Below are 25778 nucleotides of genomic sequence, written 5' to 3' on the forward strand. Positions count from 1 at the left end.
TGTGCCTGTTATCCGTTTATTGCAAAGGGAGGTTGCCGGGGATGCTACCGCATCCGGGATTGGAAGGCATTCGACCTTGGTTTCAGGAAGTTGACGATCGTCAATTCGAAGTGAGATTTTTACCGTTTCAGGACAGCTAGGAGATTCACTGTCGCCAGCGGGAATGCTTCTGGAGTTTTCGTTGCAGAGTTCGGCGGTGCATGTTCAGAGCCCTGGCCGTTGCGGATATATTGCCCTCGTGTTCATTCAGCACCCGCTGGATATGTTCCCACTCCATTTCCTCCACCGAGGGCGGTTCCTGGCGCAGTGCGGGGCCGCCCTCAAGGGGTTCAAAGCCCTGTATCAGCTGGCTGACGGTGACCGGTTTGCACAGATAGTTTGCGGCGCCACGGCGCATGGCCTCCACCGCCGTGGCGATACTGCCGTAGCCGGTCAGTACCAGTACCTCAAGATTGTCATCGTGTTGCAGCAGCTCTGGCAGTAATTGCAGGCCGCTTTCACCCGCCAGATTGAGGTCCAGCACGCAGCGGTTAAAGCGGTTCTCATCAAGTGCCCGTAGCGCATCCTCGCGGTTACTGGCCGTGACGCTCTCTACGCCTTGCCGCGTCAGGGAGCGGCCCAGCACCTGAAGAAAGGTTTCATCGTCATCAATCAGTAACCAGCGTTCGCCGTCGGTCATGTTCAGATAACTCCCGTAGAAGGTGCGTCAGACACTGGAAGATCGATCACCATGGTGGTGCCCCGGTCGCTCACCCGGGCACGAAGGTGGCCGCCTAGCCGCTGTATGGTGGCGTTGGACAGAAACAGCCCTACACCCAGACCATTGCGGGAATCCACCACGTCTTCGCCCGGCGCACCGGCAAAGGCACTTTCCAGACCATCGCCATGGTCTTCGACGATAATCTCCACCCGTGCATTGTCTGAGCTGCGGCAACTGACCGCGACCCATTGCGGGCTGGCGGTCAGGGCGTTGGCGAGCAGGTTCAGTACCGCCTGATCGAGGGTGGCATCTACCGCAACCATGGCCTCGGGACAATCGTCTGCCCAGCGTATCGGCCCGGCGGGCCAGAGCAAGGTTGCAGACTCCCGAAGCCGTTTGAGCCAGGCAGACACCGGCAGGTTTTCCAGTTTTGCGTTGCGGGCTTCGACGGCCGCCTGGGTCAGCTGCTGGAGATGGCCACTGCACAGTGCCAGCTGCTGTTGCATCATGCTCAGATCATCCTCCAGATGCTTGTCGCCCTGATCAGAGGTGGCAGAGCGAATTTCATCCAGCAGTAACGTCATGGTGTTCAGGGGCGTTCCGAGACGATGGGCGACGGCCGCGGCGGACAGGCCCAGAGAAATAATCTGTTCGTCGCGAAGCCGGTTTTCCCGGAACTGTCCAAGCTGGGATTGCTGTGCTCTGAGCTGGCGGGCCAGAGTGCCCACTACCAGGAGCAGGATGGTGGCAGTCAGGGCAAAGGTCACCCACATACCCACCAGATGTAGCTGGGCCAGGTCGCCGCCGTGATGCTGATGTTCAATGGCGGGCGTATGCCAGAGCACCAGGGCGGTATACACCAGAACACCGGATACTGTCAGGACGATACTGTGGCGCCCAGGCACCAGGATAATGGCGACCGCAATCGGCAGCAGCAGGAGCGAGACCAGAGGGTTGGTGTAGCCTCCGGTAAGGTAAAGCCAGAACCCGATCAGTACCAGATCGGCTGCCAGGGTAAGGCTGACAAAAACCGCCGAGGCGGGCGGGCGCCGGCTGAACCATAACCATCCGAGCGTGGCCAGTACACCGTATAGCAGGCACAGCAGCAGCGCCTCGGCCCGATGAGCAAGGGTGATGGTGGTTTCGGCAACCGCGACCGCCACCAGCAAGGTGACAATAATGGCCAGGCGCATGCCCAGAAGGTAGCGGGCGGCCTGCCGAAAACCGGTCTGTGAGTGTGTCAGCCATTCCATGAGGGCATTCTAGCAGCGTGTAGCCGGTGCCGGGGCGAAAAACCTCTGGCTATTGCTTCGGGTCAACCGGCCGGTAGCACACCAGTTCCTGGCGAACCACATCGCCGGCCAGCTGAATAGGCGACTGATTCATGACATACACCCTGATGGCGCGTTCAATGTCACTGGCGTTATCGGGCTGGGAGATTTCGCCGGGTAGGAGGTCAGGCCGGTAGCAGCACTGGTCTGATTCAGGAAACAGCGCCACATAGGCAATACCGGTTTCCACCAGATCCTGAAAGAAATGAGAGCCATAGGACAGATCCGGCACCATGTCGCCGGCGTTTTCGGATACCTCCACCAAAGCACTGACCCCGGCGATATCGGCAAACCTGACCGGTACGCCCAGTTCCGGGCTGCTGGTGCCCCAGCGGCCGGGGCCGATCAGCAGGGTGCTTTTGCTGGATTCCCGCACTATCTCGCCGACACGGCGGGCGACTTCGTAACGCTGGTTGGTATTCAGGCTGGCGTAAACAGCTGCATCTACACGGATGACCCGCTCGATCGCCAGATTGATGTTGCCGCCCATGAAATGGCCATGGGTGCGGAAAATCTCCCGCTCTGCTGGCAGATGTTCCGGCAGTGTGACTGGGCCGGTTTCGCCAATGGTGGCCAGTGGCCGGCACTGCACCAGGTTGAAGGAGGGTTCGCCGTGCTCATCCAGGTGCAGGGTGAACTCGACATCCACGGGATGCTGATAGCCGGCCTCCAGGGTCGATAACAGGGACGACAGCCGCTGAATAAACGAGCTGGCCTGAACCAGCGGCCGGAAGGTCAGCCGCCACACTGGCCCTGGCAGGCCAATCTGTTCCGCCCGAGCACTGGCGGCCCGGTCGATCTCGCCCATGTGCGCCATGGGCAGGTCGCTAACGGTTTCCAGTAACTGGCTCAGGGGCCGGGTTTCCAGATGGCCTTCCTGCAGGTCGAGCACATCCACCAGATGCTGGGAGAACCGGTAGTGTTCGTCCGGATTGCGGAATGGTTGCCGGCCAGGATGGTCCAGCGCCATCACGCAGGCGTGGTCGCCTTCAATTCGATCCACGGCCCGGGTGCCCAACCCCATAACCAGGCGCACCATGCCCGCTTTCGGGTCCATGTTGCTGTCCCAGGCAAAGGTGTTTCTGGATACCCCAACGCCGGCCGCATCCGGCAGGTAGTAGCGGCCATGGAAACGGCCATTCACCCGCTGGATCAGCAGAGCCATAGGCTCCTCGCGCTGGTCCAGCCCCCGTTGTTTACGGTACACCAGAGCGTCTTCGCTCATGGACGAGGCGTAGACCTGTCGGATGGCATCTTCCAGTTCCGCCAGTCGCTGTTCCGGTGCCCCCTGGTTGATCAGGAAGACGCTGTCGTATTTGCCGGCAAAGGCGTTGCCGAAACCATCCTCCTGCAGGCTGGATGAGCGCACCAGGATGGGGTATTGGCCGTAGTGGTCGAGCAGGCGCTCCAGTTCCGAGCGGACTTCCGCCGGGAACTGCCCGGTCAGAATGGCCTGGCGCAGGGAGGGTGCTTCACTCAGATAACCCTCTGGCGAGCGTTGTCGCATGATTGCCGGCCACAGGCCATTGTGGACCAGAAACGCATAGTAGGCATCGGTGCCCAGGTAGCTGGAATCGTGGGGTTCCAGATTCGGCTGCCAGAGTTCCGGGGCGTCTTTCAGCAGGATGTTTCTGGCGATCAGCATGCCCGTGGCCTTGCCGCCAATGTAACCGCTGCCAACCAGACGGCTGCGGATGGTGAGCAGATCTTCCAGGGTCAGGTAGCGGCGGGCCAGTTCCAGAATCTGGGGGTCCCGGCTGATCATAACCTGGAGAACCTGCTCCTGCAGATCGGACATGCAGGCCTGGTCCTGTTCATAGATGGCCCGGCTGACTTCCTGGAACAGTCTGTCCCAGTAATCCAGCAGGGGTTGGCGATGCAGGTGCTCGGATTCCAGCGAGGCCTGTAAGCGGGTGGCATCGCTGCTGTCGGTAATTGGCCGAAACTGGCCAGCCTGTTCCCGATGAGGCAGGAACATGGTCGGCGACTGGCGGCGCCAGGCCTTGATGGGATGAATCTGCACATCCTCGCCGTGGCGGTGCACATCGATCATCACCTGGGTGGTCTGGCGAATCCGGTCCAGGGTCATCCGGGAGTGTCGGTCCGGGTGCAGGGCGAACCAGGCGACAGTATCCAGCTCGAACAGGAAGGGACACACCACCCGGAAAAAGTTGCCCACCATGGTGTCTGTGGCCCAGGCGTTAAGTAGCTCACTCAGGCTGTCGCACACGTAGAAGGCGCCGCGGCCATGCTGTTCGATCAGGTGCCAGACCCGGCTGGTAAAACTCTCGAAGCCGCCGAGGGCATCAATGGTGATGGTGCGCACCGCAGGGTGCCGGTTAATGATCGGCGGATGCTCGCCGAAGCGGAGATAGATGATCTGCCGGCCGGCGTCGGCGGCAGCATCCAGAAAGGGAAGAACGAATCGGCGGTAATCGTCCAGATCGGAGACCCTCCAGACGACATTGTCGCCGATTCGCAGGCCATCCAGCACCTCATCCAGACCGGGCAGTCCGGTGGACACCCGGTCTGTGGTCTGCTGAGGCTGCTGGCTGGTCATGGCTCGATCAGATCACGCCCATGGCGGTCATGGCCTTGGCCACGCGGATGAAACCGTTGATGTTCGCGCCCAGCACGTAGTTACCCTGCGCGCCGAACTCGGCGGCAGTTTCGTAACAGTTCTTGTGGATATCGATCATGATTTCCTCAAGGCGCTTCTGGGTGTAATCGAAGGTCCAGGAGTCGCGGCTGGCGTTCTGCTGCATTTCCAGGGCGGAAGTGGCAACACCACCGGCGTTAGCGGCCTTGCCCGGGCCGTACGCAATCTTGGCGTCCTGGAAGATGATGATGCCTTCCGGCGTGGTGGGCATGTTGGCGCCTTCAGCAACCGCGATACAGCCGTTTTCTACCAGCATCTTGGCATCGCTGCCATTGAGCTCGTTCTGGGTGGCGCAAGGCAGGGCCACATCACACGGAATGCTCCAGATGTTGCCGTCTTCCACGTACCTGGCATCTTTGTGGTACTCAGTGTAGGCGCTGATGCGGCGGCGCTCCACTTCCTTGATGCGCTTGACGGTCTGCAGGTCAATGCCCTTCTCGTGCACGATCATGCCCTGGGAGTCAGAGCAGGCAATCACTTTAGCGCCCAGTTCGTGGCACTTTTCGATGGCATAGATGGCCACGTTGCCAGAGCCCGACACCACTACAGTCTTGCCTTCCAGCGAGTCACCGCGAGCTTTCAGCATTTCGTGGGTGAAGAACACGGTGCCGTAACCGGTGGCTTCGGTACGGGCGCGGCTTCCGCCCCAGTCCAGGCCCTTGCCGGTGAAGACGCCGGATTCATAACGGTTGGTGATGCGCTTGTACTGGCCGAACAGGTAGCCGATCTCGCGGCCGCCTACGCCGATGTCGCCGGCTGGTACGTCGGTGTACTCGCCCAGATGGCGGTACAGTTCGGTCATCAGGCTCTGGCAGAAACGCATGATTTCGTCGTCCGACTTGCCTTTCGGGTCGAAGTCGCTGCCGCCTTTACCGCCGCCGATGGGCAGGCCGGTCAGGGCGTTCTTGAAGATCTGTTCAAAGCCCAGGAACTTGATGATGCCCAGGTACACCGATGGGTGAAAACGCATGCCACCTTTATAGGGGCCAAGGGCACTGTTGAACTCGACGCGGAAGGCGCGGTTGATGTGGATTTCACCACTATCGTCCTGCCAGGGCACACGGAAGATGATCTGGCGCTCGGGTTCGCAGATGCGCTGGATGATCTTCTTGTCGGCGAATTCCGGGTATTTCACCAGTACGGGCCCCAGGGTTTCCAGCACTTCGTGAACCGCCTGGTGGAATTCTTTCTCACCCGGGTTGCGATGAAGAACGTCCTGGAAAATTGGTTCGAGCTTTTCGTCGAGTTTTGCAGTCATGGTGTCATGCCCTCGGAATACGCGTATTGAAAGCCGCAGGAAAATGCGACCGCCCAAAAAAAGGGCACTGATTGCACCACAGGGGCGCAGCATTTGGCAAGTAAATCTGCTGCAAAGCACCGCGTTCTACCCGACGGAGTACCCCCAACGGGGTGCGGCATTGTGTCTCAAGCCAATGAAAAAGAAGCGGCATACAATTCCGGCTAATTAGCAAAATACCTGATCAAAACGCTCCAAGGACCGCCACACCATGATGAGAAAGACACACCTGGCTCGCTGTATCAGCCTTGTGATGGCCGGCTATGCTGTCGCCCCTCTTGCCCATGCCCAGTCTGAAACCGATGCCCTGATGTTGATCCGGGTGACCGAAGGTCAGTCGGCCGAAGCCGCCCGACTGTCGGCGGCGGCCATTCAGACCGAGCCGGTACAGCGGTTGTCCTCCGATGCCGGAGTTTCGCTGTCGCGCATGGGTGGCCGTGGTCTGGACCCGGTGATCCGTGGCCAGAACGAAGAGCGGATTGAGGTGCTGCTTGACGGCATGCGGGTGGAGGGAGCATGTCCGAGCCGGATGGACCCGCCCACCAGCCGTTTGAGCACAGCGTTGGCGCCGGTGCTGGAAGTGCGCACCAGCAACCGCACCCTGCGCTGGGGCCCGATTGCCGGCGGCCAGGTTGTGGCCACTACCGCCGCCCCGGAATTTGCTGATGATAACCGCACCACTGGCCACCTGACGGTCGGCGGTGCCGACAATGGCGAAGGCAAGCTGGTGAATGGCAGTGTGGCGGCCGGCAGCAAGGATACCTTCATTCGCCTTGCCGGCGGCTACGACGAAGCCGACGACTATGAAGACGGCGACGGTAACGAAGTCCGCAGCGCCTATAAAAACTCTGAAGGCCGGGTGGATGCCGCCTGGACGGCTGATAATGGCTTTTACATCAAGGGCCTGGTCAGCCGCCAGGAAGAGCGGGATGTAAAGTTTCCCGGCCGGGGTATGGATGCACCGACAACGGATACCGACCTGTACCGGCTGGAGCTGGGCGCGCCGGTTGCCAGCGGCGGCTGGAACCTGATGGCATGGCAGGCAGAGGTGGATCACGTGATGGATAACTTCAGCCTGCGTGAGCCGCCGGTAAATATGGGTATGCCCATGAAAATGCAGACCAACTCGGAAACCCGTACCCGGGGCGCCCGACTGGTGCTGGATCAGACCATCAACTACACCAAAGACATTGCCTTTGGTGTCGATGTGGAAAGCAATGAGTGGGATGCCACCATGTACAACGGCATGAATCTCGACCACGAGGCCTCTTTGATGTGGCCGGGTGTCGAGCGAGACCGGGTAGGTGTGTTTGTGGAAGCCTTCCACCAGATCCGCGCTGATGCCCGCCTCGGTGCCGGCATCCGTTATGACCGTGTGGAAATGGATGCCACCCGTGCCGATCAGACGTTTACTCCGATGGCCGGCGGTATGATGACGTTCTCCCCTTCCGGGCTTTACGCCTCGGCCTATGGTGCAAGCGATACCGAAGCCAACGATGACAACGTAAGCGGTTTCCTGACCGGGGAGTGGCGTTTTTCTTCGGTCCAGGCCCTTGAAGTTACGGCCAGCCACAGCGTGCGCTCCCCCAGCGTGAATGAGCGCTATGTTGCTCGAAAGACCATGAAAAGCAGTTGGATCGGGAACCCGGATCTGGACACCGAAAAACACCACAAGCTGGAAGTCAGCCTGCCTGGCAACCAGGGAGAGTGGAGTTGGCGCCCGGCTGTCTGGGTGGACCAGGTGGATGACTATGTTTACCGCTTTGACATCCTCAATCCCAATAACACCACGGATACCCGCTACGAAAATATCAGCGCCCGCCTGCTCGGCGTAGAGGGCATGCTGGGGTGGAGCAACGGTACCTGGAGCAGCATCAGCAAGCTGGCGTCCGTACGCGGCGAAAACCGGGATGCCGACAAGGCGCTGCCGCGGATTCCGCCGATCCAGTTTATCCAGACCCTGGGCTGGCATTATCAGGGCCACACCCTGGAAGCCGAATGGCAACTGGCCCGTCGCCAGGACCGGGTAGACCTGGAATCCGGACTGGACCCCAGCACTTCACCGGGCTACGGCGTATTCAACCTGTCCGGAACCCATCCGCTCATGGCCAATCTGAGCCTGACCTGGGCGGTGGATAATCTGTTCGACAATACCTGGGCGTATCATGTCAGTAAGGACAACCTGGCCGACAGTGGGGTGTTCCGGGTCAATGAGCCCGGGCGCACATTGCGCGCAGCGCTTACGGCCCGGTGGTAAAAACGATTATGGCGGTTACCCGCTTCTCATAGCCGGCGGGTGACATTGATACCCCGGGTGGAGGTCACTCCATCCGGGGTTTTTTTGTCGTTGATCAAGCCCGGTTCGCAAGGACAACAACTAGACTGAAGGGAATCAGGGGTGATTCTGGCCAAGGGTGACAAGGCTCAGTCCTCGGCTCTGCTTTCGGTACAGGTGCGCAGTCGCAGTGGTGAACTGGTGCCGTTGGCCACCATCGCAGACGTGTGGGAGGCGGACTGGATGGGCGCCGCGTACAGCGTGGGTGTCTTCATGATCTTTGTGCTGCTGGTGGTGTTCATTCAGCAATTGCTGGCAGAGGGCATGGCGCTTGATAAAACGGTGGTTATGGCGGGTGCGGTACGCATCAAGCCCATCCTGCTGACGGCTGTATCGGCTATGGTGGGCACTTACTTTATCCTGGGTGATCCGATTTTTAACGGGCTGGCGATTTCGCTGGTGTTCGGTCTGGCGATGTCGACCCTGTTCACCGTGATTGTGGTGCCCTTGCTGTATTACACCCTGGCCCGCTGCAAATGGATCTGAGGCTTGGAGGCTACCGGGTTGGCCAGTAGCGCTGCATTTCCAGGAACAGGAAGGAGGCGCTCCAGGTGATCAGCATCAGGCCGGTTAACGCCTCGATGCCGGTGAGGTGTCGTAGTTGGCCGACGGCCTCGATATCGCCATAGCCCAGGGTGGTGAAGGTGGTGAAGGAAAAGTAGGCACAGTCCAGCATGGTGCCACTGAAGTTACCTGTTAGCTGGCCCCAGCCCTCGGCGTGGTGCATGAAATAAAAGGCCGTGGCGAAGATCCACACTTGCAGGGCATGGGCGGTCAGGCAGCCGAGCACCGCCACAATCAAACGGAAATGGTGGCTTTGGCGCATGCGTGCGAGAAGGCCGCTTAAACGGATCAGGACTTCGTTATGTATCACCACAACGGCACACACCAGAAGGATGTTCAGCAGGGTGACGTTGATCAGAGTGTCGTGAGTGGCATCCAACGGAGTCTGTCCTGAAGCCGGGAAACCTGCCGGAGTAATCCGGAACCTGTTGAAAATTGTATAGTAAATTCGTTGCCTTCGCGCATCTTCATTTAATCAGAGTATCGACGGTCCATGTCCAGAAAACTGCTACCCCTGTTAATGATCGCACTCGGTATTGCCGGCTTCCTGCTTCTGAAGGCAACCCGGCCGGAACCGGCGGAAGTGTCCGCCACCGAGCGCAGCTGGCTGGTTCAGGTACAGGAAATACGTCCTGCCAAAGCGACCCCGGTACTGCCTCTGTATGGTGAGGTGGTGGCGCCGGACCTGCAGACCATCACCGCGACTCTGGCCGGGCGTATTGACCGGTTACCGGTACGGGAAGGGCAGCAGGTGAGCGAAGGTGACTTGCTGATCGCGCTGGATTCCGCCGATATCGAGCCGGTACGTGCTCAGGCCCGGGCCCAGGTCGCCGACCTGGAGGCGCAGGTGCGGTCCGAACAGGTGCGATACCGCAACGATCAGCGATCCCTGGAAAGTGAAAAGGCCATCCTGGATAACGCCCGTCGCCAGTTTGAGCGCATTCAGTCGCTGGTTGAGCGCAACCTGGCCTCCCGCGAGAACCTTGAGGCTGCCACCGATGCGCTGGCCCGGGCGGAGTTGACCGTACGCACCCGGGAACGGGCCATCGCCGAGCATCCGGCCCGGCTGCAAAGCCTGGAAGCCAGGTTGTCCCAGGCCCGAGCCAGCCTGACCACGGCAGAACTGGACGGTGAGCGGGCGGTATCAACAGCGCCTTTTGACGGTATGGTCACCAACCTGCAAGTAGCTGCCGGCGATCAGGTATCCCGCAACCAGGCATTACTGAGCATCTATCCGATACAGGGGCTGGAAGTCCGTGCAAGGGTTCCGCAGATGTACCTCGGCGAATTGGTGGATGCCCTGGCCGAGGGTACAACACTCATGGCCACGGCTGAGGATGCCGGCCAGCGCTTTGAGCTGGTCCGGTTTGCCGGCCTGTCTGATCCGGCCGGTACCGAGGCGGTGCTGGAGCTGACCGGCGAACCGGGCGCCTTGCGCCCAGGGGCTTTGCAGCCACTGCTGCTGCAGCGGCCAGCAAGGGACAACCTGATTGCCATACCTTTCAGTGCCCTGTACGGGGCCGACAGCGTTTACATCATGACTGACGATGACCGTATGCAGCGCGTGACCGTGCAACGGGTCGGCGAGGCACTCAGCGAGAATGGCGAGCGCCGGTTATTGATCGCCGGTGATTACCTGAAACCGGGCATGCGCCTGATCACCACCCACCTGCCTAATGCCATTACCGGCCTGAAAGTGAAGCTGGCGGACAGCGAGGGAGCACCGTCGCCATGAGTCGCAAAAAGGGCGTGATCGGCTTTTTTGTCCATCACAGGCTGGCCGGCAATCTGGTAATGCTGGTGATGTTGCTCGCTGGCATACTGGCCCTGACCCGGATGAATATCCAGTTCTTCCCCACCTTCGCCCTGGATGTGGTGAGTGTGCGGGTGGTCTGGAGCGGTGCGTCGGCCGAGGATGTGGAGCGCGGCATTACCGACCCGCTGGAGCAGCGCCTGCGCAGCGTCGATGGTCTGAAAAAAATGACTTCCACGTCGGCGCAGGGGGTGTCGTCCATTACCCTGGAATTCCATGAAGGCACCGACCCGATACAGGCGGTGGATGACGTGCGCCAGCAGGTCGACGAATTCAACAATCTGCCGGCGGATGCTGAAGAACCGCAGGTGGCCAGGGTCGAACGCTACGAACCGGTGGCCCGGCTGCTGGTTTACGGTGATGTCGACCGGGCCGAGTTGCGCCAGATGGTGTACCGGTTTGAGGATGAATTGCTGGATCGTGGCATAGACCGGGTCACGCTCCGGGGCCTGCCGGAGCAGCAGATCAGTATTGATGTGCCGGTGGAGCGGCTGGAATCCCTGGGCCTGTCGCTGGAACAGATTGCCGATCGGGTGGCTTCGCTGTCCCGTGATCTGCCGGCGGGGATGATGGCCCAGCAGGATGCCACCCGAGAGCTGCGGGCGGTGGAACAGCGCCGCAGCCCCCAGGCCTTCGAGACCATTCCGGTGCTCAGCGGTGATCGCATCCGCATGCAGCTGGGCGACATAGCCATCATCCGCCAGGAAGCCCGGGACAACCAGACGGTGATGGAAAACAACGGCATGCCCGCCGTGGAACTGCAGCTTCAGCGGGCGGAAAACGGCAACTCCCTGACTGCCGCACGGGTGTTCGAGTCCTGGCTGACGGACACCCGCCCGACCTTGCCGGCCACCGTAAATATCAAGGTTTACGACGAAACCTGGCAGCTGATTGAAGACCGTATTTCCCTGCTGGTGAACAACGGCCTGGGTGGTCTGGTGCTGGTGGTGGGGTTGCTCTACCTGTTTCTTCCCGGGCGGGTCGCGGCCTGGGTGGCGGTGGGTATTCCCACCGCGTTTCTCGCTGCCCTGGGTGTATTGTGGCTGATCGGCGGTTCCATCAACATGATTTCCCTGTTTGCCCTGATCATGGCTCTGGGGGTGATCGTTGACGATGCCATTGTGGTTGGGGAAGACGCGGATGCCCATGCCCGTATGGGCGAGCAGTCCATCTATGCCGCCGAGGGAGCGGCCAAGCGCATGGTCTGGCCGGTACTGGCTTCGTCCCTGACCACGGTGGCGGCCTTCATGCCACTGCTGGTGGTGGGGGGAGTGATAGGCAATATCCTGGGTGATATTCCGGTGGTGATGATCTGCGTATTGATTGCCTCCCTGCTGGAGTGTTTTGTGGTCTTGCCGGCCCATCTGCGCCACGCCTTTGTGCGCAAGGCCTCCGAGAGTGAACCCGAGAAGCGCCCCCACCCCGTGGCCCGTTTACGCCGAGGATTTGAGCAACGGTTTGACGCCTTCCGCGAGGGTCCGTTCCGCCGGTTCTCCCGCTACAGCCTGAAGCACCGGGGCATGACCGTGGCCTCGGCGCTGGCGCTGGCGATTGTCACCGTCGGCCTGCTGGCCGGAGGCCGGCTTGGGTTCAATTTCTTCCCGACGCCGGAACCATCGGTGTTCTACGCCAACGCCAGCTTTGTGGCGGGCACGGACAAGGACACGGTGTCGCGCTTCATCCGGGAAATGCAGCGCTCACTCACCGAAACGGAGGAGGCCCTGGGTGGCGATCTCGTACTCCATGCCGTGACCACCTACGGCGCTACTCAAGGAGCTGAGGGCAGTTCCCGGAACGATGACGAGCTCGGCTCCATGCTGGTGGAGCTGGTGCCTTCGGACAGCCGTTCCGTGCGCAATGCCGAGTTCATTCGGGAATGGCGCAGCCGAATGACGCTGCCAGCCGGACTCGATGCCCTGAACATCAACGAGCGCCAGGCCGGCCCGCCCGGGCGAGATGTCAATGTGCGACTGACCGGTGATGACGCAGAGGCCCTGAAGCGGGCAGCGGATGAAGTGGCCCAGGCTCTGGATACCCTGCCGGGCGTGCTGGATGTGGAAGACGATATGCCCTGGGGCCGGGAACAGTTGCTCTACCAGGTGAGCCCCTATGGCGAAGCTCTGGGGCTGACCACTGTGGATCTGGGCCGACAGTTGCGGGCGGCATTTGATGGCCGGATCGCCCAGATCTACCAGGATGGTCGCGATGAGGTGGAAGTCCGGGTGCAGTTGCCGAGGGCGCAACGGGAGCAATATTCCACCCTGGAGCGCATGACCATCCGCATCCCTGATGGTCGTTTCGTACCGCTGACCCAGGTGATGAACCTGGATCACCGCCAGGGGTTTCAGGCCCTGCGCCATGCCGATGGCAAGCTCGCGGTGGAGGTCACCTCGGCACTGAATACCCGGGTTGCCACCACCGACCAGATTCTTGAAAGCCTGCAGTCCGGGCCTTTGCCGGAGATCGCCAGTCGCCACGGTGTGCGCTACAGCTTTGAGGGCCGCTCGGCCGATCAACGCGAAACCATGGCGGACATGCAAACGGGGCTGCTTATCGGCCTGGCCCTGATGTATGTGGTGCTGGCCTGGGTATTTGCATCCTGGAGCCTGCCCCTGATCGTCATGGCGATTATTCCCTTTGCCCTGGTCGGTGCCCTGCTGGGCCACTGGATCATGGGGCTGCAGCTCACCATACTGTCGCTGTTCGGGTTGTTCGGCCTGTCCGGTATCGTGGTGAATAACGCCATTATTCTGGTGGCTTTCTACAATCAGCAACGGCAGAAGGGGCTGGACATCACGGATGCGCTGAATGAGGCCGCCGTGCAGCGGGTTCGCGCAGTTCTGCTGACGTCCTTGACGACCATCGGGGGGCTGACACCGCTGCTGTTCGAAACGTCGTTGCAGGCCCAGTTCCTGATACCCATGGCAACGTCCATTGCCTTTGGCTTGGGGTTGTCCACCTTCCTGGTACTGCTGGTGATTCCGGCGCTGTTGTCCTGGGTCGAGCAATTCCGGGAATGGCGTGCTCAACGCCGGAACGGTGCGGCAGAACCTCTGGGGACTGCCGACTGAATACCGGGGGATACCATGGCCGATAACCTGATCAGTGCCGCCGGCCTGAGCAAACAGTTCGAGAGCGGCGACCAGCCTGTGACCGTGTTGCGGGAACTGAGTGTGCATCTGGGGCGAGGTGAGTCGCTGGCGCTGACCGGCCCGTCCGGGTCCGGGAAAAGCACGCTGCTGAATATTCTCTGTGGCCTGGAGTCTCCCGGTTCCGGTCGGCTGGCGATGTTGGGACAGCCTTTGGCGGGGGATGGCGCGCCAACGGGCAAGGCTCTGGAGCGGGCCTGGTGCGAATTGAGGCAGAGCCGACTCGGCGTGGTCTTTCAGGATGCCAACCTGATGCCGACCCTGTCCCTGCTGGATAATATCCGGTTGCGAGCGCGCCTGGCTGGCCAGGACGACACCAGCGCTGGCGACTGGCTCCAGAGGTTGGGCATTGGCGAGCTGGGCCAGCGTTATCCGGATCAGGTTTCCGGTGGCCAACGCCAGCGGGCTGCGCTGGCCATGGTATTTGTTACCCGGCCGGCACTGATTCTGGCGGATGAGCCGACCGGTAGCCTGGACCGGAGGACGGCTGAGACTGTCGCCGATGAGTTGTTCGAACTCCAGGTCCGCCATGGTTGTGGGCTGGTACTGGCTACCCACGATGCGGAACTGGCAACCCGTTGCCTGCATCAACTGGACCTCGGGCACAAGGGCGGGCCCTGAAGACCTATGTCTCCCCGCATCGCATTGTTCAGTCATTATCGTCGTCACCCCCTGCAGCTGGCCGCGCTGGCTGCCATGATCCTGCTTGCCACCGTGCTCTGGACTGGAATACATCACCTCACCAGCCAGGCCAGGGCCAGCCTTGAACAGAGCGAGAGTGCTGTCGCCGAGCGCCAGCGAGTGGTGCGTGAGGACGGCGAGCCGGTCTCGGTGCAGGACTTTGTCACCCTTCGACGCCAGGGCCTCTGCGTGATGCCATGGCTGGAAGTGCCGGTACCGGGGCGCGGCCGGCTGGTGGGCATTGATCCGCTGGCGGCCCATTGCTTTGCCGAGCCTGAACACACGCCAACACCCTGGCAGGGCGAACTCGATGGCAAGCCCTTCGTCGATATCAGCGAAGCCGCCGCCCAGGCCTCAGCCGAGGCATCGGCCCTGGTTCTGCTGGTGTCGCAAGCCGACGGTCAGTCGCCACCACCGGCGGGCTACCGCTATCAGGCATTCGCCGTTGCGCCTGACACGGCAGAGCTGGGTGACAGTTTTCTGCTCAACCTGGATGCGCTCGGAGTGCTGGTCCTGCTGATTACCTCGTTGTTGTTGCGCAGTGTGTTCCTTCTGGGCCTGGCTCAACGTCGGGAAAGCCTGGCTTTGCTGTATCGCTACGGCGTGAACAGGAGCCAACTCAGCCGCCTGTTGCTGGGGGAAAACCTGCTGCTGGCGTTGGTGTGCATACTGCCCGGGGTTTGGTTGGGGCGGGCGCTGTCACTGGTTTTGGTAGATGGCTTTGGGCAGGCCCTGGAAGGCCTGTTCGACCGTCCGCTCTATGCCGGTGGAGGGGAGGGCTGGAAGCTGCCAACCCTGACCATGGTGGCGGTGGTTGTGGCCGCTTGCCTGGCGGGCGTTCGGGACTCGTCGGGATCGCTCCGGACTCGGGTGCAACCGGCGTTTTTTGTGGTGCTACTGGCCCTGGGGCTGGCAGTATCTCTGTGGGCACCAACTCTGATCTGGCTGTTCCTGGCGGTGGCACTGGTTTTTCTCGCTGCCGGTTGGCTGGCCCCGCTGGCGATTGCCGGGGTTGTCCGTTGGCTGGCCCGTAACACCGGGGATCCGCTGATTCGCTGGCGTCTACAGGAAGTCGCAGTCCTGGTGCGTCGGCTGGCGCTACCGCTGGTGGCCCTGCAGTTTGCCTTGGCACTGGTGCTGGCGGTTCATGCCCTGGTAACCACGTTCGAGGACACCTTTGACCAGTGGCTGGGGCAACGGCTGGAAGCGGATTACTACATTGAAGTACCGCAAGGGGCGGATATCACCGCTGCCGTAAGCTGGCTGGCCGCGCAGCCGGAGCTAGTGAGCCCGGAACTGTGGCATCAGGTGATTCGTGGGCGGGCCAGCGTGCAGGCAGCATCAGGCAGGGAGCCGGTGCCTGTCGATGTGTTTGCGCTCGGGCCGGTCAGTCACCTGGTGCAAAACTGGCGCCTGCTGGCGCAAACAGAAACGCCCTGGCAGGCGTTGGCGCGGGGCGAGGGGCTAATGGTCAATGAGCAGTTGGCCAGAAGGCAACAGCTTGCAGTAGGCGACCGTCTCATTGTCAGGCTTGGCGCCCGTCGGTTACAGGCTCCGGTGCTGGCCGTTTATCCGGATTACGGGCGGCCCTCCGGTGAGGTGCTGGTGCCGGCGAGTCTCTTGCCTGAGGACTTTGAAGCCCGCTTTCGAAGCCTGTCGATAAGCGCGGGCATCGAAGAGATCAAAGTGGTTGAGGCGCAACTGGCCCGGCTTTGGCAAACCCCTCAGTTGACTGTGAGGGATAATCAGGTCATCCGGACCCTGGCTACCGATATTTTTGACCAGACCTTCCTGCTGACCCGGGCCATGACTACCCTCACGCTGATTCTGGCCGCAGCCGCGTTGTTGCTGATGGTGTGGGTCTTCCTCTCTACCCGCGCCTGGTATTTCCGGCTGCTGATCGTCTGGGGTATGCCCCAACGCCAGGCCGCGGCTCAGCTCACCCGGGTTTCCCTGGCGCTGATTTTAGCGGTATTGGTTTGTGCACTGCCGCTTGGCGTGTGGCTCACCTGGATTCTGGTCCAGCGCATCAACCCGCTGGCTTTCGGCTGGTCACTGCCGATGGCGGTGTACCCGGGGTTCTGGATCGAGCTGGCCGTGTTGGCTCTGATCATCGGCCTCAGCATTGCCTTGCTGATGCGCCTGCAGCTGCGTCGCCCGGCCTCGGCGCCGGAGTCCGCACACGGGCTGCAGGGAGGGGAACGATGAATCGTTTCGTTATCGTACTTCTGGCGCTGCTACTCACCGCCTGTGATCGGGCAGAAGAGCCGAGCGGATTCGCAGGCCTTGCCGGTGTGGCGGAATCTGAGCATGAGATTCAGTTCCTGCAGCCCGGGCCCGGAGACCGGCTGTCCTTCCCCGCCGATTTCGGCCCTCATCCCCAGCACCGCATTGAATGGTGGTATCTCACCGCGAATCTGGAAACCGAAAACGGCAGGCCGCTGGGTCTGCAATGGACGCAGTTCCGGCAGGCCTTGACCCCGAGGTCCGTTGAATCCGAACCGCCGAAGCCGGCACTCTGGCCTCTGGAGGCTGCCTGGATGGCTCACGTAGCGGTGAGCTACAGCGGCCAGCACCGCTTTGCCGAAAAGCTGGCCAGGGGTGACGTCGGGCATGCCGGGGCCACAGCCCAACCCTTTTCAGTCTGGCTGGATCACTGGCACCTGAGGCCAGCGAGCGGACACGTTGGCTGGAGGCTGTCGGTCGCTACAGAACACTGGTCCTACGATCTGTTGTTGCAGCCGCAAGGTGATCCTGTGGCTCATGGTGACGACGGTTTCAGCGCCAAATCCGCCAGTGGCGAAGGCTCCATGTACTTCAGCCTGGTAGATCTGAAAATTGAGGGAACGGTTACCCTTGAGGGTGACACGTTGAGGGTGGCGGGCACTGGGTGGTTCGACCGGGAGTGGAGCAGCCAGTTTCTCAAAGCCGGACAGCAGGGCTGGGACTGGTTTGCCCTGCATCTCGATTCGGGGGACAAGCTGATGCTGTTCCAGTTGCGGGAAACACAACAGGCGTTCCGCTCGGGTACCTGGATTCCAGCCACGGGCGAGCCGGTGGCGCTGGGACCGGAACAGATCGGACTGACCTCTGTGGGCCAGCCAGCCGGTTATCCGCGCCGTTGGCAGATAACCCTTCCGGCTTTCGACGTGAACCTCGAGGTCTCTGCGCCGGCAGGGGATTACCGGAATTCCGGGCTTTATCCGTATTGGGAGAGCCCGGTTTCCGTCACCGGAAGCCATTCCGGCGTGGGTTACATGGAGCTTACCGGTTACCAGGCACAATAAGGCCCGGAAACTCACTCAACGGCATTGGCACCGATACGGTGAATGCTGAGGTCGGCACCGTTGAACTCTTCTTCCTCTGTCAGTCTCAGGCCGCTAATGGTTTTGATGGCACCGTAAACGATGAGCCCGCCGGCAAAGGCCACGATCACACCGGCCACCGAGCCAATAATCTGCGACATCAGGCTGACGCCACCCAGGCCCCCGAGCGCTTCCTGGCCAAAGATACCGCAGGCAATGGCGCCCCAGACACCGCATACGCCATGCAGGGGCCAGACACCCAGAACATCATCCAACCGCTCGATTTTCGCCTGTGCCCACTCGAACAGGTAGACAAAGATGGCGCCGGCCACGCCCCCGGTAATCAGGGCGCCGACGGGGTGCATCAGGTCTGAGCCGGCGCACACCGCCACCAGTCCGGCCAGCGGACCATTGTGAATGAAGCCAGGGTCTTTGCGGCCGAGCAGCATGGAAACCAGAATACCCCCCACCATGGCCATCAGACTGTTGACCGCAACCAGGCCACTGATGCCGTCCAGAGTCTGGGCCGACATGACGTTAAAGCCAAACCAGCCCACGGTCAGAATCCAGGCGCCGAGGGCGAGAAACGGAATGTTGGAAGGGGCAAAGGCCACGACCCGACCGTTGCGATAGCGACCGGTGCGGGCGCCGAGCAGCAGCACCGCAGCGAGAGCAATCCAGCCACCGACAGCATGCACCACAACGGAGCCGGCGAAATCATGGAAGGATGCACCAAACTGGTTCTCCAGCCAGGCCTGGAAACCAAAGTTCCCGTTCCAGATCAGGCCCTCAAAGAAAGGATAGACGAAGGCCACGATCAGGCCCGAGGCAATCAGCATGGGGTAGAAGCGGGCACGCTCTGCGATACCGCCGGAAACGATCGCCGGAATGGCCGCGGCGAAGGTCATCAGGAAGAAAAATTTGACCAGTTCATAGCCGTTGGCGGAGGTGAGTTCCGCGGCGCCATTGAGAAAGTGCCCACCATAGGCGATGTAGTAGCCGATGAAAAAATAGGCGACTGCGGATATGCCGAAGTCGGTCATGATTTTAACCAGGGCATTGACCTGATTTTTGTGGCGAACTGTGCCCACTTCCAGGAACGCAAAGCCGGCGTGCATGGCCAGCACCATAATGGCGCCAATCAGAATGAAGAGCGTGTTGGCGCTCTCGGTCAGGGTGTGTACGGCACTCGTGATGTCCACGGGTTTTTCTCCTGAGTGTTTTGATTACGCGGCTTCTGATGAGCCGTTGTGCATTGTTGGGGTGCGACTTAAGCAAGTGCTGTTCCAAAACAATGCATATCAAGTACTGCAGGGGGGTTGGAGAACCTGAGGGCGCCGAGGGAGGTATTTATCTGCGTCAAAGTGCACCAGAGGCGTGCGCATCAAGGGCTTGTGCACCAATCTGGATAGGGCGCGAGGCAAGGTTTTACTACCAGGTAATCTCGCTGGGCGTATCCCGACCGGGCTCAATGCCAATAATGGCTTCTTGCGACTCGCTTTCGGAACGAATCAGCTCGCGAAGGCGCAGTTCCTGCTCTTCCATGGGCTCTGACAGATCGATAACGATTTCAACCCGCCGGTTCTTGGCTCGGTTTTCCGGCGAGGTGTTGGGTACCCGTGGTTCGGTGTCGGCCAGACCGGTCACCCGGATGCGGTCCGGAGTCACCTGCTCCCGAGCCAGCAGAACATTAGCCACCGCGGCGGCGCGGGCTGCGGACAGGTCCCAGTTGCTGTAGAAACGTTCGGTGCGGATGGGCACGTTATCGGTATGGCCTTCAATGGCGAGGTCGCCGGGCATGTCGGCCAGAACCTCCGCCATATCCAGCAGCAGGCCCTCGAACTCCCAGGTTAGTTGGGCTGAACCTGAGGCAAACGAGCCCTTCTCCTCAATGCGAATGATGATGCGGCGCTGATCTTCCGAGACGTTGATCCGGCCATCCATAATAGCCGGTTCCAGCACTTCAAGAATCCGGGCCATGTTGGCGTCCATCTGTTCCTGGATGGATTCCTCAATGGCTTTCTCTTCGGGGCTTTTCAGAGTCTGGATTTCGGGCTGTACGTCGGTGGTGGTCTGTTTGACTTCATTGACCACCGTGGGCTCTGGCGGCGCCGGCGAAAACTTGTCGAAGATCGGGCTGGTGCCCTGAGGGATCTCAAGCGCAGGCACTTCCCGCTGCACCCCGAAGGCCTTGGAGAGTTCACCGGCGATCTGTTTGAACTTCTGGGCGTCGATTTCCGAAAACGACAGGAGCAATACGAAAAAGCACATCAGCAGCGACATCAGGTCGGCAAATGTGACAACCCACGCAGGAATCCCGGGCTTTTCCTCTTCTGGCAAATCATCCATGTTTAACCGCCTGCCGTTTCCGCATCGCCGTTTCTGGCCCGCTCTTTGGGCGAAAGATAGCTGGACAGCATCTGCTCGATAATGCGCGGGTTGGTGCCTTCCTGGATGGCGACGAGGGCATCAATATAGAGCGATTGCATGCGGGCCTCCTCCGTCATGCGCAGGGACAGCTTGTCGGCAATGGGGGTCGCGATCATTGTGGCGATCATGGCGCCGTAGAGCGTGGTCAGCAGGGCTACGGCCATGGCCGGCCCGATAGACTTGGGATCTTCCATGTTGGACAGCATCTGCACCAGGCCAATCAGCGTGCCAATCATACCCATGGCCGGAGCCACATCTGCCATGGCGGTGAACACTTTCGCGCCCGACCGGTTGTGTTCCAGTGTCATCAAGCGTTCCTTGTTGAGGAGCTGCTTGATGGTGTTGCCGTCCTGTCCGTCCACCAGCATCTGAATACCCTGGCCCAGGAAAGGGCTGCTGACCTCCCTCCCTTCGATACCAAGAACGCCCTCTTTTCGGGCGATGCTGGCAATCTCCACCAGTTCTTCGATGCTGGCCTGAGTTTCGGGCAGTTTGAATTTGAACGCTCGGGCTGCCACCTTGAAGGCATCAAAAAACTGGGCAAGACTGAATTTGGCCAGAACCACCAGCAAGGTACCGCCGATCACAATCAGCAGGGATGGCGGATTGATGAACATGCCTGGCGATGCGCCCAGGATAATGGCCGAAGAAATCAGAAGAATGGCGCCGACGAGGCCGATAAGGGTGGCGAAATCCACAGTAACTCCAGAACTGTGCAGGTGACGATTAAGGGGGCGGGAGAATACTCCCTGGTTGATTATTAATCAATGCCCGGTTGCTCCCTCATCCTATGATGAGTGAAGCTCCTTCCATGCAGCGTAGCGGTGCAGATCGGATTCGACCAGTTTAAGGCACAAGGCAACCACACCGGCATCATCAACCAGGCCGAAGCCGAAGATCAGATCCGGAATCAGGTCCAGCGGATTCAGCACGTACAGCAACGCTCCGGCTACCGCAGCGATGGACTTCCAGGGTATGGCCCGGTAGTGGCCGTACCAGTAATCGCGAATCAGCGAGAACATCAGCTTGATATCGGTAGAGAAACGATTCAGCCTGCCGCTGTTTTTGACTTTCTCTTCAACGGCTTTTTGTCGTTCAAGCAGGGCCTCAAGGTCGCCTCTGTGAACCTTGGCACTTTGCTCTTTCAACTCGTTTGCAGCCGTTTTATCTGAGATCCATGCCATACATTGTCACCACTTTGCTCAGCGATCGCCTCAACATAACGAAATCGTGCTGGTTAGTCACCTTCCCAGGTTATTTCAATGATTCGTGAGATCTCCTCGGAATTCAGGATCGGGCGCTTCATGGCCTTTGGTTTTGTGGTGGCCTGGAACGAAGGCCAGCCGGTTTCGAATCAGTGCGTCCTGAGCTCTGAGTAATGGCTCAGTATCCGTGGCGGGCTCGGTTAGTGTAAGAAGGTAGGCGACGGCCTCTGCGGTTGAGAGTTGCCCTGCCTTTGGGGCCTTTCGGATACGGTAACGCGAAGCCGGTGGATCAGCGAAATGAAAGCAGGGCAACTGCCGGAACTGCGGGTTCAGGTGCAGGATTTTAGCGGCTTTACGCCAAGTGCCGTCCAGAACCAGCCACTGGTCGATCTGGGTTGCCGCGTTGCTCTCCACGGGCTGACTGTCAGCACATGGAAACAGCAGTCCGGAACGGGTTTCGGTTAACAGACGCTCCAAGCCTTGACCGGAAAACGACACAGGGCTCTCGCCGACCAGTACCTCCAGCCGGGTCAGGCACTGCTGAAGTACTCGCACAGTACCCTTGCTGTGACCGACTTCTGACGGGTGCTGCAAAATGATGACGCGATGGCGGTTGTCGACCTGCTCGCAAACCTCGCATACGCAGGTGTTCGGGTGCAGGCCGCAGCGGGTACACAGTGCTCTGGCCACGCTTAACCCACGAAAATGCGCTTGGCCAACCCCGCGCCTTTCAGGCCGCGAACGGCCAGGGTTGTAACCAGCCCGCCGATCATTGCCCCGACCACGCCACAGGTAAGAATATCCTGCCCGGTCAGGTACAGTCCGGGGATGTCGGTTTTCGGCCTCAGCCAGCGTTGCTCGAAACGTTCTGGCGTGTGGTCCAGCCCGTACAGCTCACCCTGCTCATAGCGGCAGAACCAGGCGGTCGACAGTGGTGTGGAGGTTTCCACATAGTCGACTTTACCTCGAAGCTGGGGCAGTTTTTCGTACATGACTTCCAGAAGCTGCTCGGTGATCCGAGCCTTCAGAGCCTCATAATCCTCGCCCCGTTTGCCCCAGGTGGAGCCCTGCCACGGCTCGAACATTTCCCAGGTGGTTGGCGCCACAATCTCGATGGTGGAGGTTCCGGGCCAGCGGTTCTGGTAATCCGGGTCTTTGGCTGCCGGGAACGAGATGTAGACTACCGGGAAAGAGGTGTTCCGGGGATCTTTCAGGAATTGCTCCACGTTGCCATCGTGGTCGGCGCTCGGGTAAATCCAGAAGTTGGTGCGCGGCAAGCCGAGCTGGTCGGGTGTGCCTTTCAGGCCTATATACAGACCGATATGGGGCATTGAGGGTTTGATGTGTTCCCGGTTGCCGGGATAGCCAATGCTGTCTGCGACAGACTCGGGTAACAGTCGTTCGAACGTATTGATCACACCGGCGTTGCTGATCACCAGCGGTGACCGGATATCATGGCCATCGGCCATGCGCACACCCACGGCTTTGCCCTTTTCGACCAGGATCTCTTTCACGTCGGCGTAGGTGAGCACGTCACCACCGCCGGACTGAATCACCGGGATGATGGTTTTGGCAATTTCTGAGGCACCGCCTACGGGGTAGAAACCGCCGTACAGGTAATGTTTGGCAATGAGCGCGTGCACCATGAAGCTCGACTGTTTCGGGGTTACCCCACAATCGCCCCACTGGCCGGTAATGGCGCCAATCAGCTCCTCGTTATCGGTCAGTTCCCGCAATACGTCATAGGTGGTGCGGTTGAAGCAGTCCGGCAGCACCGTCTTCAGCCCCCTGGAGACCAGTGGGCCTGCCAGAGCGGGCGACAGCTTGGACAGGGTATACCACTGCATGCCATCGGCCACTTTGCCGAGCAGAGCCAGGTAACGGTCGATGGCCTCTTCTTCGTCCGGGAAGGACGCCAGTAGCGAGTGTCTCAGGCCTTCCTTGCCGGCCCTGAGGTTGACCACTTTGTCGCCCAGAAAGAACCGGTCGTAGTTCTCGTCCATCGGCGCCCATTCGAGCTTGCCGTCGGTAATGTAATCGAACAGCCGGCGGCCGAGGGTGTGGCGCGCGCCCATGTCGCCGATGTAGTGCACGCCCACATCCCACTCGTAGCCATTACGGGCGTAGCTGTGGGTGTAGCCACCGGCGGTGTAATGCTGTTCCAACACCAGTACTTTGTAGCCGGCTTTGGACAGGCAGGCGGCGGTGGTCAGACCGCCGATACCGGAGCCGATCACTACCGCATCATAGGGCCCATCGAGCCGGCTCGCGCGGTAACGGGCACCGATTCGGATTGTACTGGGCTTCAAGGATTTCGAATTTGTATCTACCACCACGCTTTTCCCCACATTTCCGGATTGGCCCAGTTATCGGGATTGTTCCAGGCCCGTTTATGATTGTAAGTATCCAGATTGTAGGTATAGAGCGTGAGTGCGCCGTTCTCGCTTTCGATATCGGCATGACGCTGAAAGCCCAGGGCGATGAAGTCGGTAAAGCCCCAGTCTGTGGTTTGGGGCACCAATACCGCAATCTGATGGGTGCCATAGTTGCGTAATTGTCCCAGTAAAAGCGCCCCTTCTTCGTAGGGGAGATGTTCCAGGGTGTCGGTGATAATGGCCAGGTCGGGCACGGAATCCAGTGGCAGTCGGGCGTTCGGGTCCGCGGTGTCCAGCGTCAGCAAGCGAACGGCTTCCCGTTGCCCGTGCCACACCTCGCTGACCCGGCTGGCGGTGTCGCCACAATACAGAAGGATGTCTGGCTGGCTGGTATCCAGAATCCGGGCCAGTACTCTCTCTGGTTGGCTAACAGGTGTTGTCATGATATCGGCCAGTCTGCTGCGTCTACGGTATGCAGGCCCACTGGTTGCTGAGCCTCCCCCTGCCAACGATGCACGAAGGCTCCGTCAGGATCGTACTGTTGCGCCTGCTTGTCCAGATTGAACTGCCGAAGCCCGCGGGGATCGGCGCCGACGCCGGCCAGATACTGCCAGTTTCCGTAGTTACTGGCCACGTCGTAATCCACCAGTTGCTGTTCGAACCAGGCAGCACCGTAACGCCAGTCCAGTTCCAGTTCATTGATCAGGCAGCTGGCCACCAGTTGGCGTGCGCGATTGCTGATGTAGCCGGTTTCCCGTAACTGATTCATGGCCGCGTTGACTATCGGATACTGGGTATTGCCCTCGCACCAGGCCTTGAATCGATGGCCATAGAAGGTCACCGGGCGGCGTTTACGTTGCACGCCATCACGGCTAAACAACCGCCCCCCGTGTTTAAGGGCATACCAGTAGAAATACTCGCGCCAGAGCAGCTCAAACCAGAGCCAGTAGGTCGAATCGTTACGGGTGTGCTGACGTTCGTATTGTTCGATGGCGGCGACCACCTCCCGCACTGACAGGCAGCCGTTCGCCAGCCAGGGGGAGAACTTGGAGGATGAGTCCCAGTCGTCCAGCGCATTGCGGGTTTCCTTGTAGTCGGCAATGCGATGTTGTCCGAATACGAAGGCTTGCAGCTGTGCCAGGCCGGCTTCCTCACCGCCGGTGAATGGTGACCGATGTATCGGTTCCGGTATCGGCGGGCACTGGCCCCGGTTATCTTCGGGGAATCCCGGGGGCGGTGGCAGGGCGCTGACGGTGCGGATCCTGAGGGTATAGTCCGGTTGCTCAGCTTTCTCCACCTGCTTGCGGAATTGCGAGAAGGTATCGGGCAGCTCTGCCAGTTCCATGGGAAGCTGGCCTTCCGTGAACATGCCCCGGGTTTCAAACTGCTGAAACGTCACCTCCGGCAATCGGGTTTTGAGGGCCTGCCACTGCCCGGCTTCTTCGGTGCCCGGTAAACGTGAGCGAATCAAACGCTGCACGCCGTGCTCACGGACCAGCGCCGGCAGAACGACTTCCGGTTCGCCCCAGGCGATATGAAGTCGTTGCCCCAGGGGCCGCAGGCTCCGTTCCAGTGCCATCAGACTTTGCCACAGGAAGCGCCAACGATGATCACCCAGTGCACGGCACTGAAACCGGTCACCGGTAAACCAGCGCGGGTCTACGACAAAGACACACAACAACATGTCTGAACGGGCTGCGGCCAGCAAGGCCGGGTTGTCGTGTAATCGAAGGTCGCGGGTAAACCAGTAAAGGGTATGCAACGTATACACCTCGCCGATAGATAGTAAACCGTTTAGTGGTACGCCTGCTGATTCGAAAAGGATCTGAAAACTCAATGCAGGAATACCTCGGGGCGCCGATATAACGCTACCCACGGAACAGGATGTCAGTGGTTACCGATCAATGTAAGAGTAAAACGACGATGTTCCTGAC

General features: G+C 60.3%; 20 protein-coding genes. 7 read left to right on the forward strand and 13 right to left on the reverse strand.

Annotation, left to right across the window (positions count from 1 at the left end; all coding sequences use genetic code 11):
* Positions 1-145 precede the first annotated feature (145 nt).
* The 4 genes from ACF8YQ_RS01185 to gdhA are packed head-to-tail and all read right to left on the reverse strand — an operon-like array spanning position 146 to position 5948.
* On the reverse strand, positions 146-679 hold the full coding sequence (locus tag ACF8YQ_RS01185) for a response regulator transcription factor (RefSeq protein WP_222180389.1): 534 nt from the start codon (positions 677-679) through the stop codon (positions 146-148).
* A gap of 2 nt (positions 680-681) precedes the next feature.
* Positions 682-1953, reverse strand: a complete 1272-nt coding sequence (locus tag ACF8YQ_RS01190) for a sensor histidine kinase (RefSeq protein WP_396622359.1) — start codon at positions 1951-1953, stop codon at positions 682-684.
* A 49-nt stretch (positions 1954-2002) separates the two neighbouring features.
* Positions 2003-4591: a PEP/pyruvate-binding domain-containing protein gene (locus ACF8YQ_RS01195; RefSeq protein WP_396622360.1), complete on the reverse strand. Its 2589-nt coding sequence runs from the start codon at positions 4589-4591 to the stop codon at positions 2003-2005.
* Between the two features lie 7 nt (positions 4592-4598).
* Positions 4599-5948: an NADP-specific glutamate dehydrogenase gene (gdhA, locus tag ACF8YQ_RS01200; RefSeq protein ID WP_396622361.1), complete on the reverse strand. Its 1350-nt coding sequence runs from the start codon at positions 5946-5948 to the stop codon at positions 4599-4601.
* Between the two features lie 250 nt (positions 5949-6198).
* Here gdhA and ACF8YQ_RS01205 point away from each other — a divergent pair, with 250 nt between their 5' ends.
* Positions 6199-8244, forward strand: a complete 2046-nt coding sequence (locus tag ACF8YQ_RS01205; RefSeq protein WP_396622362.1) for a TonB-dependent receptor domain-containing protein — start codon at positions 6199-6201, stop codon at positions 8242-8244.
* A gap of 141 nt (positions 8245-8385) precedes the next feature.
* The gene (locus ACF8YQ_RS01210) at positions 8386-8808 is read left to right on the forward strand and encodes an efflux RND transporter permease subunit (protein ID WP_396622363.1); all 423 of its coding nucleotides are present in this window, start codon (positions 8386-8388) and stop codon (positions 8806-8808) included.
* 10 nt (positions 8809-8818) lie between these two features.
* Here ACF8YQ_RS01210 and ACF8YQ_RS01215 read toward each other — a convergent pair whose 3' ends face one another.
* Positions 8819-9265: a potassium channel family protein gene (locus tag ACF8YQ_RS01215; RefSeq protein WP_014420223.1), complete on the reverse strand. Its 447-nt coding sequence runs from the start codon at positions 9263-9265 to the stop codon at positions 8819-8821.
* Positions 9266-9379: 114 nt separating this feature from the next.
* Here ACF8YQ_RS01215 and ACF8YQ_RS01220 point away from each other — a divergent pair, with 114 nt between their 5' ends.
* The 5 genes from ACF8YQ_RS01220 to ACF8YQ_RS01240 are packed head-to-tail and all read left to right on the forward strand — an operon-like array spanning position 9380 to position 17816.
* A complete protein-coding gene (locus ACF8YQ_RS01220) occupies positions 9380-10621 on the forward strand; it encodes an efflux RND transporter periplasmic adaptor subunit (RefSeq protein WP_396622364.1) in 1242 nt (413 codons plus the stop codon).
* On the forward strand, positions 10618-13770 hold the full coding sequence (locus ACF8YQ_RS01225; RefSeq protein WP_396622365.1) for an efflux RND transporter permease subunit: 3153 nt from the start codon (positions 10618-10620) through the stop codon (positions 13768-13770). Before ACF8YQ_RS01220 ends, ACF8YQ_RS01225 begins: the two co-directional genes overlap by 4 nt.
* Before the next feature lie 15 nt (positions 13771-13785).
* Positions 13786-14469 (forward strand): ABC transporter ATP-binding protein, encoded by a 684-nt coding sequence (locus ACF8YQ_RS01230; RefSeq protein ID WP_224851071.1) that lies wholly within the window; start codon positions 13786-13788, stop codon positions 14467-14469.
* A 6-nt stretch (positions 14470-14475) separates the two neighbouring features.
* Entirely contained in the window at positions 14476-16737 is a 2262-nt protein-coding gene (locus ACF8YQ_RS01235) for an FtsX-like permease family protein (RefSeq protein ID WP_224851068.1), read from the forward strand.
* Complete coding sequence (locus ACF8YQ_RS01240; protein WP_396622366.1) at positions 16734-17816, forward strand: lipocalin-like domain-containing protein; 1083 nt, start codon at positions 16734-16736, stop codon at positions 17814-17816. Before ACF8YQ_RS01235 ends, ACF8YQ_RS01240 begins: the two co-directional genes overlap by 4 nt.
* Positions 17817-17827: 11 nt before the next feature.
* Here ACF8YQ_RS01240 and ACF8YQ_RS01245 read toward each other — a convergent pair whose 3' ends face one another.
* The 8 genes from ACF8YQ_RS01245 to ACF8YQ_RS01280 form a co-directional block, all read right to left on the reverse strand.
* The gene (locus tag ACF8YQ_RS01245; protein ID WP_011783865.1) at positions 17828-19036 is read right to left on the reverse strand and encodes an ammonium transporter; all 1209 of its coding nucleotides are present in this window, start codon (positions 19034-19036) and stop codon (positions 17828-17830) included.
* A 229-nt stretch (positions 19037-19265) separates the two neighbouring features.
* Complete coding sequence (locus tag ACF8YQ_RS01250; protein WP_022993371.1) at positions 19266-20183, reverse strand: flagellar motor protein MotB; 918 nt, start codon at positions 20181-20183, stop codon at positions 19266-19268.
* A 2-nt stretch (positions 20184-20185) separates the two neighbouring features.
* On the reverse strand, positions 20186-20962 hold the full coding sequence (pomA, locus tag ACF8YQ_RS01255; RefSeq protein WP_014420230.1) for a flagellar motor protein PomA: 777 nt from the start codon (positions 20960-20962) through the stop codon (positions 20186-20188).
* Positions 20963-21052: 90 nt separating this feature from the next.
* Positions 21053-21448: a YkvA family protein gene (locus tag ACF8YQ_RS01260; protein ID WP_023010703.1), complete on the reverse strand. Its 396-nt coding sequence runs from the start codon at positions 21446-21448 to the stop codon at positions 21053-21055.
* Between the two features lie 75 nt (positions 21449-21523).
* Positions 21524-22159 carry a tRNA-uridine aminocarboxypropyltransferase gene (locus ACF8YQ_RS01265; RefSeq protein ID WP_396622367.1) on the reverse strand — a complete coding sequence of 212 codons (636 nt, stop codon included), beginning with the start codon at positions 22157-22159 and terminating at the stop codon, positions 21524-21526.
* A 2-nt stretch (positions 22160-22161) separates the two neighbouring features.
* Positions 22162-23805, reverse strand: coding sequence for a phytoene desaturase family protein (locus ACF8YQ_RS01270; RefSeq protein WP_396622368.1), 1644 nt, complete (start codon positions 23803-23805; stop codon positions 22162-22164).
* Positions 23796-24287 (reverse strand): DUF6231 family protein, encoded by a 492-nt coding sequence (locus ACF8YQ_RS01275; protein WP_014420234.1) that lies wholly within the window; start codon positions 24285-24287, stop codon positions 23796-23798. The genes ACF8YQ_RS01270 and ACF8YQ_RS01275 overlap by 10 nt, the downstream gene beginning before the upstream one ends.
* Positions 24284-25606 (reverse strand): DASH family cryptochrome, encoded by a 1323-nt coding sequence (locus ACF8YQ_RS01280; protein ID WP_396622369.1) that lies wholly within the window; start codon positions 25604-25606, stop codon positions 24284-24286. The genes ACF8YQ_RS01275 and ACF8YQ_RS01280 overlap by 4 nt, the downstream gene beginning before the upstream one ends.
* Positions 25607-25778 lie beyond the last annotated feature (172 nt).

Source organism: Marinobacter sp. W-8, from assembly GCF_044342215.1.
Classification (GTDB): domain Bacteria; phylum Pseudomonadota; class Gammaproteobacteria; order Pseudomonadales; family Oleiphilaceae; genus Marinobacter; species Marinobacter nauticus.

Excerpts from the sequence above, each read along its gene's own strand:
- ACF8YQ_RS01185 (WP_222180389.1), bottom strand. The coding sequence starts at position 679 with ATGACCGACGGCGAACGCTGGTTACTGATTGATGACGATGAAACCTTT.
- ACF8YQ_RS01190 (WP_396622359.1), bottom strand. The coding sequence starts at position 1,953 with ATGGAATGGCTGACACACTCACAGACCGGTTTTCGGCAGGCCGCCCGC.
- ACF8YQ_RS01195 (WP_396622360.1), bottom strand. The coding sequence starts at position 4,591 with ATGACCAGCCAGCAGCCTCAGCAGACCACAGACCGGGTGTCCACCGGA.
- gdhA (WP_396622361.1), bottom strand. The coding sequence starts at position 5,948 with ATGACTGCAAAACTCGACGAAAAGCTCGAACCAATTTTCCAGGACGTT.
- ACF8YQ_RS01205 (WP_396622362.1), top strand. The coding sequence starts at position 6,199 with ATGATGAGAAAGACACACCTGGCTCGCTGTATCAGCCTTGTGATGGCC.
- ACF8YQ_RS01220 (WP_396622364.1), top strand. The coding sequence starts at position 9,380 with ATGTCCAGAAAACTGCTACCCCTGTTAATGATCGCACTCGGTATTGCC.
- ACF8YQ_RS01225 (WP_396622365.1), top strand. The coding sequence starts at position 10,618 with ATGAGTCGCAAAAAGGGCGTGATCGGCTTTTTTGTCCATCACAGGCTG.
- ACF8YQ_RS01230 (WP_224851071.1), top strand. The coding sequence starts at position 13,786 with ATGGCCGATAACCTGATCAGTGCCGCCGGCCTGAGCAAACAGTTCGAG.
- ACF8YQ_RS01235 (WP_224851068.1), top strand. The coding sequence starts at position 14,476 with ATGTCTCCCCGCATCGCATTGTTCAGTCATTATCGTCGTCACCCCCTG.
- ACF8YQ_RS01240 (WP_396622366.1), top strand. The coding sequence starts at position 16,734 with ATGAATCGTTTCGTTATCGTACTTCTGGCGCTGCTACTCACCGCCTGT.
- ACF8YQ_RS01250 (WP_022993371.1), bottom strand. The coding sequence starts at position 20,183 with ATGGATGATTTGCCAGAAGAGGAAAAGCCCGGGATTCCTGCGTGGGTT.
- ACF8YQ_RS01260 (WP_023010703.1), bottom strand. The coding sequence starts at position 21,448 with ATGGCATGGATCTCAGATAAAACGGCTGCAAACGAGTTGAAAGAGCAA.
- ACF8YQ_RS01275 (WP_014420234.1), bottom strand. The coding sequence starts at position 24,287 with ATGACAACACCTGTTAGCCAACCAGAGAGAGTACTGGCCCGGATTCTG.